Source organism: Candidatus Symbiopectobacterium endolongispinus, assembly GCF_018777385.1.
Lineage (GTDB): Bacteria > Pseudomonadota > Gammaproteobacteria > Enterobacterales > Enterobacteriaceae > Symbiopectobacterium > Symbiopectobacterium endolongispinus.
In genome coordinates, this window is record NZ_JAFJYB010000001.1 from 206349 (window position 1) to 223964 (window position 17616).

At 54.1% G+C, this 17616-nt stretch carries 6 protein-coding genes, 1 tRNA gene and 9 pseudogenes; 5 read left to right on the plus strand and 11 right to left on the minus strand.

The genetic code is table 11. The annotated features are described in order from the left end of the window. Window positions 1-404: 404 nt before the first annotated feature. A complete protein-coding gene (gene amiC, locus JZM30_RS01005; RefSeq protein ID WP_252317258.1) occupies window positions 405-1649 on the plus strand; it encodes an N-acetylmuramoyl-L-alanine amidase AmiC in 1245 nt (414 codons plus the stop codon). 77 nt (window positions 1650-1726) lie between these two features. On the opposite strand, the gene JZM30_RS01010 is transcribed toward amiC, so the two are convergent. Further along, a tRNA-Met gene (locus JZM30_RS01010) sits at window positions 1727-1803 on the minus strand. Window positions 1804-2019: 216 nt separating this feature from the next. Here JZM30_RS01010 and mltA point away from each other — a divergent pair. Together mltA and JZM30_RS01020 are read left to right on the plus strand one after the other, a co-directional pair. Then, entirely contained in the window at window positions 2020-3150 is a 1131-nt protein-coding gene (mltA, locus tag JZM30_RS01015; RefSeq protein ID WP_252317259.1) for a murein transglycosylase A, read from the plus strand. A 262-nt stretch (window positions 3151-3412) separates the two neighbouring features. Beyond that, a pseudogene (locus tag JZM30_RS01020) lies at window positions 3413-4128 on the plus strand (oligogalacturonate-specific porin KdgM family protein). Window positions 4129-4334: 206 nt separating this feature from the next. On the opposite strand, the gene JZM30_RS01025 reads toward JZM30_RS01020, so the two are convergent. The 9 genes and pseudogenes from JZM30_RS01025 to JZM30_RS01070 all read right to left on the minus strand — a co-directional run bounded on the left by JZM30_RS01025 (window position 4335) and on the right by JZM30_RS01070 (window position 13281). Next, window positions 4335-5252: a 4-hydroxy-tetrahydrodipicolinate synthase family protein gene (locus JZM30_RS01025; RefSeq protein ID WP_252317260.1), complete on the minus strand. Its 918-nt coding sequence runs from the start codon at window positions 5250-5252 to the stop codon at window positions 4335-4337. 5 nt (window positions 5253-5257) lie between these two features. After that, entirely contained in the window at window positions 5258-5662 is a 405-nt protein-coding gene (locus JZM30_RS01030) for a hypothetical protein (protein ID WP_308167108.1), read from the minus strand. Window positions 5663-5880: 218 nt separating this feature from the next. Next, window positions 5881-6006: pseudogene (locus JZM30_RS01035) on the minus strand (TetR/AcrR family transcriptional regulator); the annotation flags it as partial. Between the two features lie 15 nt (window positions 6007-6021). Further along, window positions 6022-7217, minus strand: a pseudogene (locus tag JZM30_RS01040) (M20 aminoacylase family protein). 9 nt (window positions 7218-7226) lie between these two features. Then, a pseudogene (locus JZM30_RS24195) lies at window positions 7227-7995 on the minus strand (SDR family oxidoreductase). After that, window positions 7992-9719 (minus strand): annotated as a pseudogene (locus JZM30_RS01055) (ABC transporter ATP-binding protein). The pseudogenes JZM30_RS24195 and JZM30_RS01055 overlap by 4 nt, the downstream one beginning before the upstream one ends. A gap of 21 nt (window positions 9720-9740) precedes the next feature. Then, window positions 9741-10606: pseudogene (locus JZM30_RS01060) on the minus strand (ABC transporter permease); the annotation flags it as partial. Window positions 10607-10655: 49 nt separating this feature from the next. Next, window positions 10656-11622: pseudogene (locus tag JZM30_RS01065) on the minus strand (ABC transporter permease). 55 nt (window positions 11623-11677) lie between these two features. After that, window positions 11678-13281, minus strand: a pseudogene (locus JZM30_RS01070) (ABC transporter substrate-binding protein). 573 nt (window positions 13282-13854) lie between these two features. Between JZM30_RS01070 and JZM30_RS01075 the strand changes: the two are divergent. Next, window positions 13855-16107, plus strand: a pseudogene (locus tag JZM30_RS01075) (molybdopterin-dependent oxidoreductase). A gap of 91 nt (window positions 16108-16198) precedes the next feature. Continuing rightward, window positions 16199-17020 carry a tRNA cyclic N6-threonylcarbamoyladenosine(37) synthase TcdA gene (gene tcdA, locus JZM30_RS01080; RefSeq protein ID WP_252317262.1) on the plus strand — a complete coding sequence of 274 codons (822 nt, stop codon included), beginning with the start codon at window positions 16199-16201 and terminating at the stop codon, window positions 17018-17020. 128 nt (window positions 17021-17148) lie between these two features. On the opposite strand, the gene csdE is transcribed toward tcdA, so the two are convergent. Then, on the minus strand, window positions 17149-17613 hold the full coding sequence (csdE, locus tag JZM30_RS01085) for a cysteine desulfurase sulfur acceptor subunit CsdE (protein WP_438801453.1): 465 nt from the start codon (window positions 17611-17613) through the stop codon (window positions 17149-17151). Window positions 17614-17616 lie beyond the last annotated feature (3 nt).

Sequence of the window (17616 nt, forward strand, 5' to 3'; positions counted from 1 at the left end):
TCTCTGAGTGAATTTTTATTCGTAATTTGTGTATTTTTATTCTAATTGAACGAAAATGGAACGAAAAGGCAAGGAGTAAGTCTCACAATTCGGTCGTGTTCAGCGCTATTACCCTCTTTCTCAGTGCTGTGTTGATTTCCGTTCTGAATGACTGACTTGCTTTCCGGCCGTTTATACGCCGATACGATGATTTTTACATGACAGAGGTGGGAAAATTCGTTAAAGTTTTCACATTGTTAATACTGACTTTATCTTTTTTCGCGTAATATCGCGGCAAATTACCTGTTGGTCTGTGTTTTTTCTGCCTGATATCACCGTTTGAGCACTCGCGCCAGTGCCTGCATGCGACAGCATCACAATGACTACAGCACCACAATAACGACAGCATAACGAATTGGAGTGGCATGTCTTATTCGAATCACAATCAGACTCGCCGCCGCCTCTTGCAAGGCGCGGCGGCAACCTGGTTATTGAGCGTCAGCGGCGCCGGACGGGCTGCCGCCGCCCAGGTGATCGCCGTTCGCGTCTGGCCTTCTTCAGCCTATACCCGCGTCACGTTAGAGTCTAACCGCACGCTAAAATACAAGCAGTTTATGTTAACCGACCCCAGCAGGCTGGTTGTGGATATCGAAGATATCCAACTCAACAGTGTGTTGAAAACGGTTTCGCAGCAGTTTCAGTCTGACGACCCGCTGATCAAAGAAGCCCGCATTGGACAGTTTGACCCCAAAACGGTGCGTCTGGTTTTAGAGCTGAAGCAAGCCACCAATCCGAAAATCTTTACCCTCGATCCTATTGCAGAGTTTAAACACCGCCTGGTGTTGGATCTCTACCCAGCGGTAGGGCGCTATGACAATGCCGACGATCCGCTTCTGGCGCTGCTGGAAGATTACAACAAGGGCGATCTGGAGAGTAAATTACCGCCAGAAGCGCCGTTGGCGGGTAAAGCAGGGCGCGATCGTCCGTTGGTTATCATGCTCGATCCCGGGCATGGTGGTGAAGATCCTGGAGCCATCGGTAAAAACCGCACGCGCGAGAAAGATATTGTGCTACAGATTGCGCGGCGGTTACGCAGCCTGATTGAGCGTGGACCCAATATGAAGGCGTATATGACGCGCAATGAGGATGTGTTTATCCCTTTGCGCGTGCGGGTGGCGAAAGCACGTAAGCAGCGTGCCGATCTGTTTGTTTCGATTCACGCGGATGCTTTCACCAACCGTGCGGCGCGCGGTTCTTCGGTGTTTGCGCTGTCAAAGAAAGGTGCAACCAGCACTGCAGCGCGTTTTTTGGCGGAAACGCAAAACGAATCCGATCTGATTGGTGGCGTGGGCATGAGTGGCGATCGTTACCTCGACCATACGCTATTTGATTTGGTACAGACCGCGACCATCAGCGATAGTCTGAAATTTGGCGGCGAAATCCTTAAGCGGCTTGGCAAAGTGAATAAGTTGCACAAGAACAAAGTCGATCAGGCCGGGTTTGCGGTGTTAAAAGCGCCCGATATTCCCTCGATTCTGGTAGAAACGGCGTTTATCAGCAATCTGGAAGAAGAGCGTAAATTGCGCACCAGCCACTTTCAGCAGCAAATTGCGGAATCTATTCTAGCGGGGATTAAGGCGTACTTTGCCAGCGTGGGCAATCGTAAGTGAGGCGTTTACAGTATTGATTGGCTAAAAAAACACCCGTCAGGGTGTTTATTGTTGGTAAGCTTCTTGAATCAAGAAGTTGGTTGCGGGGGCCGGATTTGAACCGACGACCTTCGGGTTATGAGCCCGACGAGCTACCAGGCTGCTCCACCCCGCGTCCGTAGATTCGCACTATACTCTCCATTGCCGGGTATGCAACCCCTATTTGAAAAAAAAGTGGAAGTTACCCGCACGTCTGACGGTTTTATATGCACTTTGATTGATTTTTATTCACCTTCATCCACTTATGAAGATTGGCGCGTTTTCTTATAGATGTGCCTTTGTTATTGTGTGGGCACTGATTTGGCAGGCTGTAATGAGAGCGGAAGAGAAAATGAGAGGATGTTGGGGTAAATATGTGCTGACCGGGGTGGTGATCGCCATTCTGACCTGGTGTCAGTCCAGGCCGACCGACCGTGTGCAGCAGTATAAATATGGGCGACTTGAGCAGCCGCTTGCGCTCGTTAATGAACCTAACGCCACCGGAAAGCCGGTTAATGCAGTCGATTTCGTTAACCAGGTGACAGAGATTAAGAATGCCTCCCCCGTGCTGTATGCCCGTAATCAGGACATCTTTCAGGCCATTCAACGTTGGATGCAGGCCGGTGCCGATACGCGTAACCTGAGCCAGTTTGGGCTTAATGCCTGGCAAATGGAGGGCGTGGATAATTTTGGTAACGTGCAATTCACCTGGTATTACACGCCGGTCGTGCAGGCGCGTTACACCCGTCAGGGTGAATTCCAACACCCGCTTTACGGTATGCCAGCCCCCAACAAAAAGAGTCGTCGCTTACCCGATCGCGCTGGTATTTATGCCGGTGCGCTGGGCGAACGCAATGTCCTTGCCTGGACCAACTCGCTGATGGACAACTTTTTGATGGAAGTGAAGGGGAGCGGCTATGTGGATTTCGGTGATGGCCGACCGCTGACCTTCTTTGCCTATGGCGGCAAGAATGGGCATGCCTATCGCAGTATTGGCAAAGTGTTGATCGACAGAGGCGAAGTACCTAAAGAAGAGATGTCGATGCAGGCGATCCGCCACTGGGGCGAGACACACCCCGAGTATGCTGTGCGTGAACTGCTGGAGCAGAATCCTTCTTTTGTTTTCTTTAAACAGATGTCATCCGCACCAGTGAAGGGCGCGAGCGCTGTGCCGTTGATTGCCAAAGCCTCTGTAGCGTCCGATCGCTCGCTGATCCCACCGGGCACGGCCTTGCTGGCAGAAGTCCCCTTGCTTAACAACGAAGGGAAATTCACCGGCCGTTACGAGATGCGCATGATGGTGGCGCTTGACGTGGGGGGAGCCATCAAAGGCCAGCATTTTGATATCTATCAGGGGATTGGGCATGAAGTCGGTCATGCCGCTGGGTATTACAACCATTATGGCCGTGTCTGGGTGCTGAAAAATAATGCAGCATCTTCCTTCAGCACTACGCCTTTATTAATGCAAAGCGCCGCGCGTTAACGCATCCTTTATCGATGTCGGAAAAGAATAACTTTTCCGACATTTTTATTGAGCAGCGGTTTATTTTATTATTACTGCTTATGCCATATTTTGGATAAGGTAATAAAAATAACGTTGTTTGCAAAAATGAACTTATTGTTACATTCCTCTGGCGCATCAATTTGATACGCCGTCATTTATCGCGGTAGGGATTACCTTCGTCTGCGAAGTTGTTGACGTCATCATAATAGCAGTAATGCAGTTTGACTCTCGGGGAAATACAATGAAATTAAAGTTAGTAACGTTGGCAATCACTTCATTGGTTGCGCTCAATACGTTGGCAGCGACCATCGATTATCGTCACGAATTCAAAGATACTTCAAACGGTGACCATAAAGATCGTTTGCTGTTCTCTCATCGTTTTGAGCAAGGTTTTGGCCTGTCAGTGGAAGCTCGCTGGGGCAGCACGCTAATGATAAAACGCCAAACAAACCGTTTAACGAAAGTGTCAGCAACGGTACGGAAGTTATCGCCAGCTATCTGTACAACTTCAATAAAACCTTCTCTTTGGAGACTGGTTTTTCGTTAGATTCCACTTCTAACTACAATAATTACCGTCCATACCTGCGTGGTAAAGCGAATATTACCAACGATCTGTCGGTGTCGCTGCGTTATCGCCCTTATTACAAGCGTAACAGCAATAATATTGGAACGGCGAACAAAACATCGGAAAATGGTTATAACCTGACGTCGGTGATCGCTTATAATTTACTCAAGGATTATACGATTGAATATGAATTAGATTATCAAAAAGCCAATGCGGCAAGAATAAAGTTATCCGATAATGACAATTACTCTTTCAGCCATGATGTGAAGTTGAGTTATAAATGGGATAAAAACTGGCGTCTCTTTGTAGCGGTGGGGAATGTTCCTGAATCATCAGGCATCAAGGATGATCGTCAAACCCGCTACCGTGTCGGGGTTCAATACAGCTTCTGATAATGCCTAGCAGTCTGAACTGCTTGAATATCAAGCGGCTCAGGCTGCTGACAAAGCTACATAAAACAGTCATATCACTGCACTCCCCGTCATTCCCGCGTAGGCGGTAATCTCTGGCAGGTATCATGCGTTTCTTCTCACAGAGATCCCCGGCTTTCGCCGAGGATGACGCGGGGTAAAGCGGTTTTTTATGCAGCGTTAAATCATTAACCTTTAAAACCGTACTTTTTGCTCAGACCCAGCTCGTTGACGATACGAATACCGTTCTGTAATGCATCGCCTTGCAGGTCGCGCAGTGGTCGACGCAGGCTACCTGCCGGTAAGCCGATGGCTTTCATTAGCGATTTTACCGCGACCGGGTTGATGGCCGAATCGGTGTAGTGCAACAGCGGCAGCAAGTGTTGGTAAGCGGTACGGAAACGTGCAGCATCATCGCCGTTTTTCCACGGACGTGAGATTTCTGCCAGCTCTACCGGAGCAATGTTGCCCGTCATGTTGGCGGTGCCGTGTCCACCGAGTGACATGGTTGGAACCACCAGTCCCAAGTTGGTGGAGTCGCAGCACATAACCGAAACGTCCGGGTTGCTAGCCAGTACTTGCGCCACCTGTCCCACGCGAGTGGTGGATTCTTTATGTACCACATAGTTCGGGTGTTTGAAGATGCGCAGCAGCGATGTCCAGTGCAGATCGGATTTCACGCGCGGCGGGTTGTTGTAGATCCCGAGCGGCAGATCGGTGGCATCTGCCACTTCAAGGAAATAGCTTTCGATATCGCTTTCCGGTGCGCAGATATAGGCTGGCGCTGCGATGATCGCGCCGTCTGCGCCGTTGTCTTGCGCATAGCGTACATAATCGATGGTGGTGTCAGTGTTGTTGCCGGTGCAACCGAAGAAAATCTTCATGTCACCCTGACGGAATTGCGCTGTACGGCGAATAATGGCCTTACGCTCTTCTGGTGACAACATGGAGACTTCACCGGTTGAGCCCATGATCAGCACGGCAGAGGTGCCGTTTTCAGCCTGAAACTGCAACAGCGTCTCAAATGCGCCGAAATCAACGCTGCCGTCCTCGTTGAACTGGGTAATCAGTGCTACAAAGGAGCCTTCAATTTTTGGTTTACTCATGGTTTTCAGCCTGCGTTATTTCCTGACGGTGTGAAGAATGGCACGGACGGCGCGTGTGACGGCGTCTCCATGCGGTGAATGTGAGAGATATCGTTATGGGAAGGCGCGCAGAAACCGGTGCTGACGAAGGTGAGCAAGTGCGCCAGCACCTGTTCGTTGTCACGGTTATCGCATAGCCCTTGTGGCAGTAAAGCCAATCTGCCCGAACGTGGATCGGCATCGGTCAGCACATGCATGGCGGCACCGCGAGCAAATTCATAACGCCAAATCACCTCGGCACGCGCCAGATGCGGCAAGGTGCGCGAAAGGGCATCAATAAACCGATGCGCCACATGGTCGAACTGTGCGGAAAGCAACGACGTGACGCTGTGTTCCGGTGTGGCGCGTAAGTGTTGCAACAGTCGCACCACAATACGTCCGCCATCGGGGTTTTGGCCGTTTTCACCAATGGGCGCAACATCGCATCCAGCAGCACTTCAATTGGAATGGGGCGATCGCCATAGCGGGCTTCGGCAGCATCCAACAGTTGTGCGCGCGCCTTGCTCAGTGGGCCTAGCACGGCATCCAGCACAGCGTGCAGCAGACCATCCTTGGAGCCGAAGTAATAGTTTACCGAGGCTAGGTTTACCTGCGTGGCCTGAGTAATTTCACGGATAGTGGTCAGTTCTGAGCCTTTATGGGCAAAACGCGCAATCGCCTCTTGCAGGATGCGCTGACGGATTTCCGGTTGTTTCTCTCTTGTCGCTGTGGTCATGGCAGTATCCTTGATTCAGGCGCTTTTCAGCTCCTGATACACCAGCGCGGCCCAATACTGGACGCCGACAGGAATTAGGTCATCGTTAAAGTCGTAGTGCGGCGTGTGTAGAGCGGCAGTATCGCCGTTACCGACCATCATGAATGCGCCAGGGCGCTGTTCCAGCATGTAGGCGAAATCTTCTATGCCCAGAGCGGTGTCATGTTCGGATTCACGCTGGCGACTGCGTGCGCGGCGCGAATTGCACGGTCGGTGGCGTCGGCATCGTTTACCAGCACCGGGTATTGATAGTCATAAGTCACTTCCGCACGCGCGCCGTAACCCTGGGCACAATGCTGCGCCAGTGTCTCAAGGCGGGAAGCCAGCAGTTCACGAATTGCGGGCGAATAACTACGCCCCGTGCCTTTGATACGCACACTGTCGGGAATGACGTTCGGTGCATTGGCATCACCCGCCTGAATATGACCGATACTCAACACGGCGGACTCCATTGCCGGCACGTTACGGCTGACGATGGTTTGCAGAGCGCTGATAAACTGTGCCGCTGGCAGCGTGGGGTCGATAGACAGGTGTGCGCCCGATCCACCGTGTCCCCCCGTGCCGCGAAATACCACCTGCCAGGTATCGCTGGCACACAGCATTGGCCCGGCGCGCAGCGCAAACGTGCCGAGGGGGATACCCGGTTTGTTGTGCAAACCGTAAATGGCATCGCAGGGGAAGCGCTCCAACAGGCCGCCGTTAAGCATCGCCGGTGCGCCACCTAATCCTTCTTCTGCCGGTTGAAAAATAAAGTGTACGGTGCCTGCAAAATCGGGGTGCAGCGACAGATAACGCGCTGCACCCAGCAGCATGGCCACATGACCATCGTGGCCACAGGCGTGCATCTTGCCCGCGTGCGCAGAGGTATAAGGCAGCCCGGTTTGTTCATGGATATAGAGTGCATCCATATCGGCACGCAGGCCGAGGTGTCCAGTGCCGGGATAACGCCCTTTTAGTGTGGCGACGACGCCCGTCCCACCGATATCGGTGGTAACCTCAATGCCCCATTCGGTTAAGGTGCTCGCAATCAAACGCGCGGTTTGCCACTCTTCAAAACCTATTTCCGGGTGCTGGTGAATCTGGCGGCGCAGTGCCGTCAGTTCGGGCAATAAGGTGTCTACGGTCGCCTTATTGACGCGCGGCGTCTCTGTTGTGGGTACAGATGGCGTCATGATGATTCCTTAAAAAGTGCCGGGATAGCTGCCGCCATCAATCAACAGGTTTTGTCCGGTGATAAACCCAGCCTGCTGCGAGCAGAGAAACGCACAGGTGGCACCAAACTCTTCGGGCTGACCATAGCGCTGAGCCGGGCTAGCCGCCGCCCGCTCCTTGTGGATTGCTGAAAAATCACGCCCGGTTTGTTCGCTCAGCGACTGGATATGGTGCCATTGGCCTTCGGTATCAAAGATGCCAGGCAGAATGTTGTTGATCGTCACGTTGCGGTGCACTTGCGTACGCGCCAACCCGGCGACAAAGCCCGTCAGGCCTATTGGACAAGCCGAGTTCCAGTTGTGGGATCTTGACGCTGCGCGAGGTGATATTGATGATGCGGCCAAAACCACGCTCTGCCATACCATCTACCGTGAGGCGTATCATGGCAATCGGGCCGAGCATCATGCTGTCGAGAGCATCGAGCCAATCCTGTCTCTGCCATTCGCGAAAATCACCCGGCGTTGGGCCGCTGGCGTTATTGATCAGAATGTCTGGAGTAGGGCAGGCGTCAATGGCCGCTTGTCGGCCTGCTTCTGTGGTGATATCCGCCACAACGGCATGCGGACGCACGCCGGTTTGCAGCAAAATGCTCTCTTGAGCTTCGTGCAATGCCTGTGCGGTGCGTGACAGTAAGATGACCTCAACGCATTCCTGGGTCAGTTGCAGCGCTGCCGCTTTCCCCAGACCACGGCTGGCTTCCCACACCAATGCTTTTTTTCCTTGAATGCCCAAATTCATGCCGTTTGTCTCTCTGTCAGGTGAACGGTTGGGTGAGTGACCGCAGGGATATTTTGTGCAGTACGCGGCGTCGCGCCCGGTACTGCATCGATGAGTTTTCGGGTATAAGGGTGTTGCGGCTGATGCCAGATACGGTAACTGTCGCCTTGTTCTACGCAGTTGCCGTTGTGCATCACCATCACGTTATCGGCGATATAGCGCACCACGGCCAAATCGTGTGAGATAAACAGCAGCGCCAGCCCCATGTCGTTTTTCAGTTCCACCAGCAGGTTGAGAATTTGTGCCTGAATGGACACATCCAGCGCAGAGACCGGCTCATCGCAGATCACCAGCGAAGGTTTGATCACCAGCGCGCGTGCAATCCCAATGCGTTGGCGCTGTCCACCAGAAAATTCGTGCGGGTAACGCTCCAGACTGCGTTGTGGTAGCCCGACCTTATCAAGGATGTCGCGCACGGCACGTTGACGCTCGGCCCGCGAACCCATGCCGTGCACCACCAGTGTGGTTTCCAGAATGTGCTGAATGCTGTGGCGCGGGTTAAGCTATGTGTAAGGATCCTGGAATATCATCTGCACACGCTGACGCAGTGACGCCAGACGTGACGCGTTGTGGTGGGTGATATCCTCACCGTCAAAAATAATGTTGCCCTGTAAGGTGGGTAGCAGGCGCAGGATGGTTTTTGACAGGGTCGATTTTCCACAGCCGGATTCGCCGACCAGCCCCAGGGTTTCTCCCGGATGGATATCCAGTGATACGCCATTTACCGCGCTGACTTTCCCTTGTGCGGTCTGGTATTCGGTGTGGACATCGCACAGTGACAGCAGCGGCTGTTGATCGGTCTGGCGCGGGCTGTGCACCAACGGCGGCGGTGTAATCAACGTGAAAGCAGAACCTTGCGCTTCAGGCTGATGGTGGATTTCCGGCAGGCGCGAATCCCGGTAATGCATGTCCTGATCCATATGCAGCGAGGTGCCGAGCAGCCCGCGCGTGTAGGGGTGCTGCGGTGTGCTAAACAGTTGCGCAGTGGCAGCCTCTTCGACCTTTTGACCGGCATACATTACCGCCACGCGATCGGCCCACTGCGACACCAAACCGAGATCGTGCGTGATCAGCAGCAGCCCCATCGACAATTCTCGTCTCAGCCTGTCCAGCAGCGCCAGAATTTGGGCTTGAATGGTGACATCGAGCGCCGTGGTGGGTTCATCGGCAATAAACAAGCGTGGCTGGCAGGCAACCGCCATGGCGATCATCACGCGCTGGCGCTGTCCGCCGGAGAGATTATGTGGGTAATCATCAACGCGACGTGCCGGCTCGGGGATCCGCACCAGATCCAGCAATTCAATGGCTCGCTTGCGCGCAGCGACTGGGGTTAGTTGCTGGTGCACATGCAGCGTTTCCGCGATTTGCTGGCCGATGCTCAACACCGGGTTTAGCGATGTCATCGGTTCCTGAAAGATCATCGAAAGCTGATTGCCGCGTCGTTGGCGCATTTGTGCATCGGACAACGTCAGCAGGTTTTGCCCGTCAAACAGAATTTCCCCCTGCAACCGCGCGCTGTCAGGCAGCAGGCGCATCAGCGACAGGGCGATGGCGGATTTGCCGCAACCGGACTCACCCACCAGTGCCAGCGTTTCACCGGCATTCAGCGTCAGGTTCAAACCGCGTACTGCGTCATGGCCGGGAAAGGTGACGCGCAGATCGTTGATGGTGAGTAACGAGGTCATGATGCTCTCCTGCGCAAACGGGGGGTTCAACGCGTCGTTAAGCGCATCGCCGACCAGATTGAGTGATAACACCGTCAGCACTAGAGCGCCGCCGGGCAGGGCAGTGAAGAACCAGGCGGTGCGCAGCGATTCGCGCCCGGCACCGATCATGCTGCCCCAACTAACCCGGTTATGATCGCCAAAACCGAGAAATGCCAACGCGGATTCAATCAGAATGGACGACGCCACCATCACCGAGGTGGTCACGATGATCGACGGCAGAGCGTTCGGCAGCATTTCCTGAAAGATAATACGCAGAGAAGAAAAGCCATGACTGCGGGCAGCCAGCACAAAATCGCTGGCGCGTAGCGAACGAAATTCCGCGCGTACCAGACGGGCAATGGTTGGCCAGGAGACAATCCCGATCGCACTGGAGATCAGGCCAATCGAGGGGATTGACGATGGCTACCAGCACGACCACCAGTAAGAACGTGGGAAAGGTTTGAAACAGCTCGGTGATATGCACCAACACATCGTCGATTGTGCCGCCGAAATAGCCTGCCAATGCACCGACGACGGTGCCGATAGCAAGGCTGACCAACACGGCGCTGAAGCCTATCTGCAACGAAACCTGTGAACCGTGCACAATACCGGCGGCCACATCACGGCCCAAAGAATCGGTTCCCAAGTGGGAACTGGGGGTCTTGTCCGGGCCATAAAAACGGTTGTGCCACCATATCCAGAGGATCGCCGGGGTAGATAAGCGGGGCGAGGAACGCCATTACCAAGACGGCCAGTAGCATCAATAACCCCGCCATGCCGGAGGGATTACGCAAAAAGGCGCTCACTTCAGGCGACAGGCGGAACGTGCAGCGCGCTGGGCCTTTTTCATCAACAAGGTTACTCATGTAAGGAATTACCTATTTCATTGTATTCTGGTGTTATTTCCGACCAGACTCAGTGCGCTTTAATGCGCGGATCCAACCAGGACTGGAGTAAGTCCACCAGAATATTCGCCACAATCACCAGCATGGCGGAAAGCAGCAGTACACCCAGCAGCACGTTAAAATCACGTGCCATCACTGCTTCCAGCGCCAGTCGACCGAGGCCAGGCCAACTGAATACGGTTTCAACCACGGTAGCGCCGCCAAGCAGGTTGCCAAAGTGCATACCTGCAACGGTCGTGATCGGCAGCAACGCGCAGCGCAGAATGTAGCGTACGGTGACAAACCACGGGGTAAGGCCTTTGGCATGGGCGGTGCGTACAAAATCCTGTTGGGCGATTTCCAGCATCGCCGCGCGGGTTAAGCGAGCGTAAATCGCAATGAAAAAGCTGCTCAATGTCAGCACCGGCAAAATAGCGTGACGCAGGATATCCGCGACGTAGGCCCAGCCAGTGAGCTCGGCACCGATGGTGATGTTGCCGCCGCTCGGCAGCCAATCAAGCTGCACGGAGAACAGAATCAGCGTCATCAATCCGATCCAGAACCCTGGCGTGGAGTAGAGCAGCAGTGCCAGCAGCGACAGTACACGGTCAGACCATTTCCCTGCCCATACCGCCATTATTGCGCCCAGCGCGATCCCGACCACGATAGCGATGGTCTGTGAAAGCAGCATCAGCAGTAGCGTACTGGGCAGACGCGACATGATCAGATCCATCACGGGCCGGTGAGAACCCCAGGCTGAGGTTGCCAAGGTAGCTGAGAAGTTGGGAAAGAATAGGCTGATCCAACCCGAACTGGGCGCGCAGCATCGTCATGGTTTCTGCGGTGGCGCTGCCCGCTTCTGCAGCCAGCACATCGGCGGCATCGCCCGGTACCAGTTGCAGCAGAAAAAATACCACGATCACGATGCCGAGCGTCGTGGGCAGCGCATGCAATAGCGTGCGTTGCAAAATACGTCGGGTGCGTTGCAATCTGTTCATCGCCCTACCTCTATCAAGAAAACACAGTCCCGCTGTCGCGGGACTGTCGTATTACTTACTGTTCAATCCAAACGTCAGCCAGGCTGCCATTCACACCCTGAATACCGTTGATAAAGCCGTGGACGTGCTTGTTGTAGATAGTCAGTCGGTTGATCTGCAACAGGTTCAGGTCCAGGATCTCGGTAGCGATGATGCGTTGGAACTGTTTGTACAACGCCACACGCTTCGCAGGATCGGTCTCAACGGCGGCCTGCTCCAGCAGACGGTCTACTTCCGGTTTGCTGTAGTGCGAGCCATTACCAAACGGAACGCCCGGTGAGTAGGTTTTCGACCAGTAGAGACGCTGCACGCCAACCGCCGGATCGAACAGGTTGGAAATGGAACCGTTGTTGAAGTCGAAGTCGCGGTCGGTATAGACCCGTTTAACAAAGGTGGCAAAGTCCTGTGAGCGGATGGTGACGTCAATACCCACTTTAGCCAACGCGGATTTCAGGTATTCAGCGACGCGTTTAAAGCTGTCGCCGTAAGGCATAAAATAGTGCACCAGTTGGAAGCGAATACCGTTGGCCTGACGCGTGAAGCCCGCTTCATCCAGCAGTTTGTTGGCTTTAGCAATATCGAAATTGTACGGTGACGGCGTGCTGTCGTGGAACTGCGTAAGTTCCGGCGTAATCCCAGTGGGAGAGTTAGAGGCATAGCCGTACCACACCACCTTTTTCAGTACATCGAGATTGATACTGTGCGCGATCGCCTGGCGAACCTTGAGGTTCTTCAGGTACGGGTTATCCAGGTTGAACTCGATACGGGTTTGCGTAGGGCTGTAGCCGTAACCGCGAGTTTCAATGCCCAGTTTCGGGTTCTTCTTGATGCACTCAATTTCACTCATCGGGATGGGCGTATCACTGCCCAGATCCAGCGCGCCAGTTTCCAAGGCAATGGTGCGCGTGGCGGCATCAGGAATGATTTTTACCACTAAACGATCGATATAAGGCTTGGGCTGATCCCAGTAGTTCGGGTTGCTCTCATACAGAATATGGTTGCCGCGTACCCACTCTTTAAACACAAACGGGCCAGTACCGATTGGTGCGGTGTTGTGCGGGTTGGAGAGAATATTGGTGCCTTCGTAGAGATGCTTGGGCACCATAGGCGCTTCGTTAGCTGAAAACGCACTCAGCAAATAGGGCGCAGGCTGCGACAGCTCAATGATAGCGGTATAAGGATCGGGCGTTTTACCTCGGTGACGTTAGCAAACGTACCTTTACCCCGGGAGTTATATTGCTTCACGGTGAGAATGGAGAAGGCGACATCCGCAGAGGTGAAGTCTTTGCCATCATGCCATTTTACGCCCTGACGCAAATGGAAGGTGTACTCTTTGCCATCCGTACTGACAGACCAACTGGTCGCCAGTTGCGGCACCGGGTTCATGTTGAAATCGTAATCCAGCAACCCTTCGATCACTTTGGCGTTAACCTTCATCACCGCGCTGCTGGTGCTGACCAGACTGGTCAGGACTGGAGGTTCGGGCTCGGCCAGAAAGTTGAGCGTGCCGCCGCGTTGCGGGATAACACCCGGTTGCGGCGTTGCCGTATCGGCTAACCCCGGCAGACTGAATAATGAGGTTGCCATTATCAGCACAGATAATATCGCTTTATGTTTCATGGTATTTATCCGTATTTTTCAGGGATATTATCCCTGTCGATTATGCGGTTTTTTGTGAGCGTTTTTTTCGCTGATATACCAGCCTGACAGCGTAACAATTCGACGCGCTATTCAGAGGAAAAGTGCGGTAATCACGGCGATCGAGAAATCACTATCAGGAAACTAACATCTGGTCATAAATAAAGGGATTGTCAGTGTGCGAGTCATCATGAATTCCTGGTTTTGGTATCTGCTATTAAATAAAAACTAACTAAAACAATTGATTATTTATTATTTTCGCTTGGTGGCGAATTAATCACAGTCCGTTGCTGAAGTAAACTTTTCGACTGTGCTTATTGAGGTTAAACCCTATCCTAACGTGCGTTTTAAACAAACGTTTAAATCTGCATAAGCAAAGCTATATTCCGCATAACCCGCATACTTGAAGTGTCTGGGGTATTTCTTTTATAACTGTGGCATTGTTTTTTGTGGCAATGTTTTTACGATTTTTTAACGTCGTTTTTGGCGTTGTTTCTTACCAGGACTGCGTTGCCGCGCTATTCAGGGTGGCACGAGAAAGAATTGAGGTTGCGAATGGCTATTCAGCGTTATCCACATCTGGCGCATTGGGGCGCTTTTACCGCCGTCGTGGAGGACGGAAAACTGATCCGCTGCGAGCCGTTTGCCAGCGATCCTGCCCCTTCCGCGATACTTGATTCTATCGTGCCGCTGGTCTATTCCGACAAGCGTATCCGCCGTCCGGCCGTGCGCCGTTCCTGGTTACAAAAGCGTGAAAACAGTGATGGCACGCTGCGCGGCAAAGAAGATTTTGTTGAGGTAGATTGGGATGTCGCACTCGATCTGGTGGTGCAGGAGAACCAGCGAGTACGCGATCGTTACGGTGCGGATGGCCTGTTCGCCGGATCCTACGGCTGGTCTTTTGCGGGGCGCTTTCACCATGCGCGTTCGCAGGTGCGACGTTTCTATTTCTCCGGCGTAGGTGCCGTTGATCAACAGGGCAACTACAGTTGGGGCGCGGCGCAATTCTTTTTACCCTACGTTATCGGTACTTTTCAGTCGCTAACCGGCAAGGTGACGGAGTGGCGCAGCGTGCTAGAACACTGCAATATTTTCCTCGCGTTTGGCGGGTTGGCGCTGAAAAACGCGCAGATGGCTTCCGGTGGGGCGGGATATCACAGTCTGGAACCGGCATTGCGTCAACTGGCTGAGAAAAAGATCCCGGTTATCAACATCAGTCCGATGCGTGACGACTGTCCAGCCTTTCTCGGTGCCGAGTGGATCCCGATTCGTCCAAATACCGATGTGGCGTTGATGCTGGCGCTCGGTTACGAAATTCAGCGGCTGGGCGCGGATGACACCGATTTTCTGCGGCGTTATTGCGTAGGCTATGATGCGCTACGCCACTATCTGACCGGTGAACGCGATGGCACGCCGAAGACGCCGGAGTGGGCCAGCGCCATCACCGGCATTCCCGCCGAGCGCATTCGTCGTCTGGCGCAGCAACTGATTGTCGTGCGCAGTTTCATCACCTGCGCCTATTCGGTGCAGCGCGCCCATCGCGGAGAGCAGCCATATTGGATGATGATCGCGCTGTCAGCCATGCTGGGCCAAATCGGCCTGCCGGGTGGCGGTTTCTCCTTTGGTCACGGCTCCATGAACGGTGTCGGTAATGAGCGTATCGCTACGCCCACACCAGAATCTCCCTCGGTGAAAAACCCTGGGCGTGCCATTCCGGTAGCGCGTATTGCGGATATGCTGCTGAATCCCGGCCAACCCTATACCTTCAAGGGCGAAACCCATCGCTACCATGAGATCCATCTGATTCACTGGGCTGGTGGCAACCCGTTTCACCATCACCAGCAGCTTAACCGTCTGGTTGAAGGCTGGCGCAGGCCCGAGACGGTTATCGTACAGGATATCGTCTGGACGCCCGCCGCGCAGATGGCCGATATCGTGCTGCCGGTGACCACCACGCTTGAACGTAACGATCTGGGCGGATCGTCGCGCGATCGCCATCTATTTGCCATGCATCAGGCGATTGCGCCGCAACATCAGGCGCGTAATGACTATGATATTTTCAGTGAACTGGTGGAACGACTGGGCTATGGCGATGCCTTTACCCAGGGGCGTGATGAGCAGGCATAGCTAGAAGCGCTGTATGAAGAGTGCCGTGGGCGTCAGCAGGGTTTGGAATGGCCTGAGTTCGAGCAGTTTTGGCAGCGTGGGCATCTGGATGTGCTGCAGGGTGAAAAACCGTTTGTGTTCTTTGATGCGTTCCGCAATAGCCCTGAACAGCACCAGCTGCAAACGCCGAGCGGCAAGATCGAACTGTACAGCGATACTATCGCCCGTTACGGCTATGAGGATTTCGCCCCGCATCCAGAGTGGCGTCCGCCTGTCGAGTGGCTTGGCGCCGAAACCGCAGAACGCTGGCCGCTGCATTTTATTTCCATTCAGCCATCGGATCGGTTGCATAGCCAACTGGCCGCAACACCGCAGGTGGCGGCGAATAAAACCGCAGGCAAAGAGACGCTCTACATGCACCCGCAGGATGCAAACGCGCGCGGCATTGTTGATGAGCAGCAAGTGGAAGTCTTTAACGCGCGTGGTCGTATCTATGCCGGTGTCCGCGTGACCGAAGGGGTGGCTCCTGGCGTAGTGATCATGTCTACCGGTGCCTGGTTCGAGCCGGGTTTCGGTCAGAAAGAGTGGAACGCGGTGGAGCAGTCCGGCAATGCCAACGTGCTGACGCTGGATATTGGCACCCCACCGCTCACGCAGGGGCCTAATGCCATGAGCTGCCTGGTGGACGTAGCGGCAGCCTGATTTTCATCACACCAGTAGCGCAACAGGCCCGATCGCTTTATGATCGGGCCTGTTTTTTTACAGCGGTTATCAGATTTAAGGGTTGGTGGTCATGAGTGGTACGTTATCCGAAGCCTATCTGCAACGCTTCGGCGGCACAGCGCGGTTATACGGTCAGCAGGCGTTGGCGCTGTTTGCACAGGCGCACGTGTGCGTTATCGGCATTGGCGGCGTAGGCTCCTGGGCCGCAGAGGCGCTGGCGCGTACCGGCATTGGTGCGATTACGCTGATTGATATGGATGACGTCTGTGTCAGCAACACCAACCGGCAGATTCACGCGCTGCGCGAACATACCGGACAGGCGAAAACGGAAGTGATGGCGGAGCGTATCCGTGCCATTAACCCTGAATGTCAGGTTACCTGCGTGGATGATTTCGTCACGGTGGATAACGTGGCGGAATATCTCAACCGTGGCTTCAGCTATGTGATTTATGCGATTGACAGCGTGCGCCCGAAAGCGGCGCTGCTGGCATACTGTCGACGTTATAAAATTCCGGTCGTGACGACCAGCGGGGCTGGTGGGCAAATCGATCCTACACGCATCAGCGTGGTGGATCTCGCCAAAACCATTCAGGATCCGCTGGCGGCCAAGCTGCGTGAGTGGCTTAAACACGATTTCAACGTGGTCAAGAACAGCAAAGGCCGCTTAGGCATTGACTGCGTATTTTCCGATGAGCCGCTGGTGTACCCGCAGGCCGATGGATCGGTGTGCGCATCGCGCAGCACGGCGGAAGGGGTAAAACGTATGGATTGCGCCTCTGGCTTTGGGGCTGCCACCATGGTGACCGCGACCTTTGGTTTTGTTGCGGTATCCCACGCGTTAAAGAAAATGATGGCGAAGGCAGCGCGCGAAGCGCAGCAGGTTGGTTCCTGAGCGGTGTTTTTCCATGTCAACATACCCGCGCTTATCCGTCATTCCCGCGTAGGCGGGAATCCCCCACGGGCTAAACGCGTTCCTGCTGTGTAGGAGCCTCGGCTTACGCCGAGAATAATAGGCTAGGCCTATGCGGCTATGGTTTGAATACTCTGTGCCAGCGCGGATAATCCGCTGGCGCGTGAGGCGCTGAGCTGCGCGCGCAGGCCGAGCTGGTCAAACAGGGACAATGGATCTTGTCCTAGCAAATCGGCAGCCTGTTTGCCTTCTACCGCCGTGAGCAGTACAGCCAGCAAACCGCGCACGATACGCCCGTCGCTGTCACCGTAAAAGTGCAATCGACCATCCTGTTGTTTCTCATAGCCCAACCAGACGCGATTTTCACAGCCAGACAGGGCGATAGTGTCATTTTTCAACGCGTCCGGCAGGGCCGGAAGCTGTTTAGCCAGCAGGATCAATTGCCGATAACGCTCTTCCCACGAGCGGCAGGCATCGAAGGTGTGCTGTAAGGTCTCTGCCATTATGGCACGGCCAAAAGGGTGAGCGGTGTGCTCTGTCATGGGATGTTCTGTCATGGTGTAGGCCAGTTCCATTGT

Coding starts and splice junctions, on each gene's coding strand:
- amiC (WP_252317258.1), top strand. CDS start 405: ATGTCTTATTCGAATCACAATCAGACTCGCCGCCGCCTCTTGCAAGGC.
- mltA (WP_252317259.1), top strand. CDS start 2,020: ATGAGAGGATGTTGGGGTAAATATGTGCTGACCGGGGTGGTGATCGCC.
- JZM30_RS01025 (WP_252317260.1), bottom strand. CDS start 5,252: ATGAGTAAACCAAAAATTGAAGGCTCCTTTGTAGCACTGATTACCCAG.
- tcdA (WP_252317262.1), top strand. CDS start 16,199: ATGAGTGGTACGTTATCCGAAGCCTATCTGCAACGCTTCGGCGGCACA.
- csdE (WP_438801453.1), bottom strand. CDS start 17,613: ATGGAACTGGCCTACACCATGACAGAACATCCCATGACAGAGCACACC.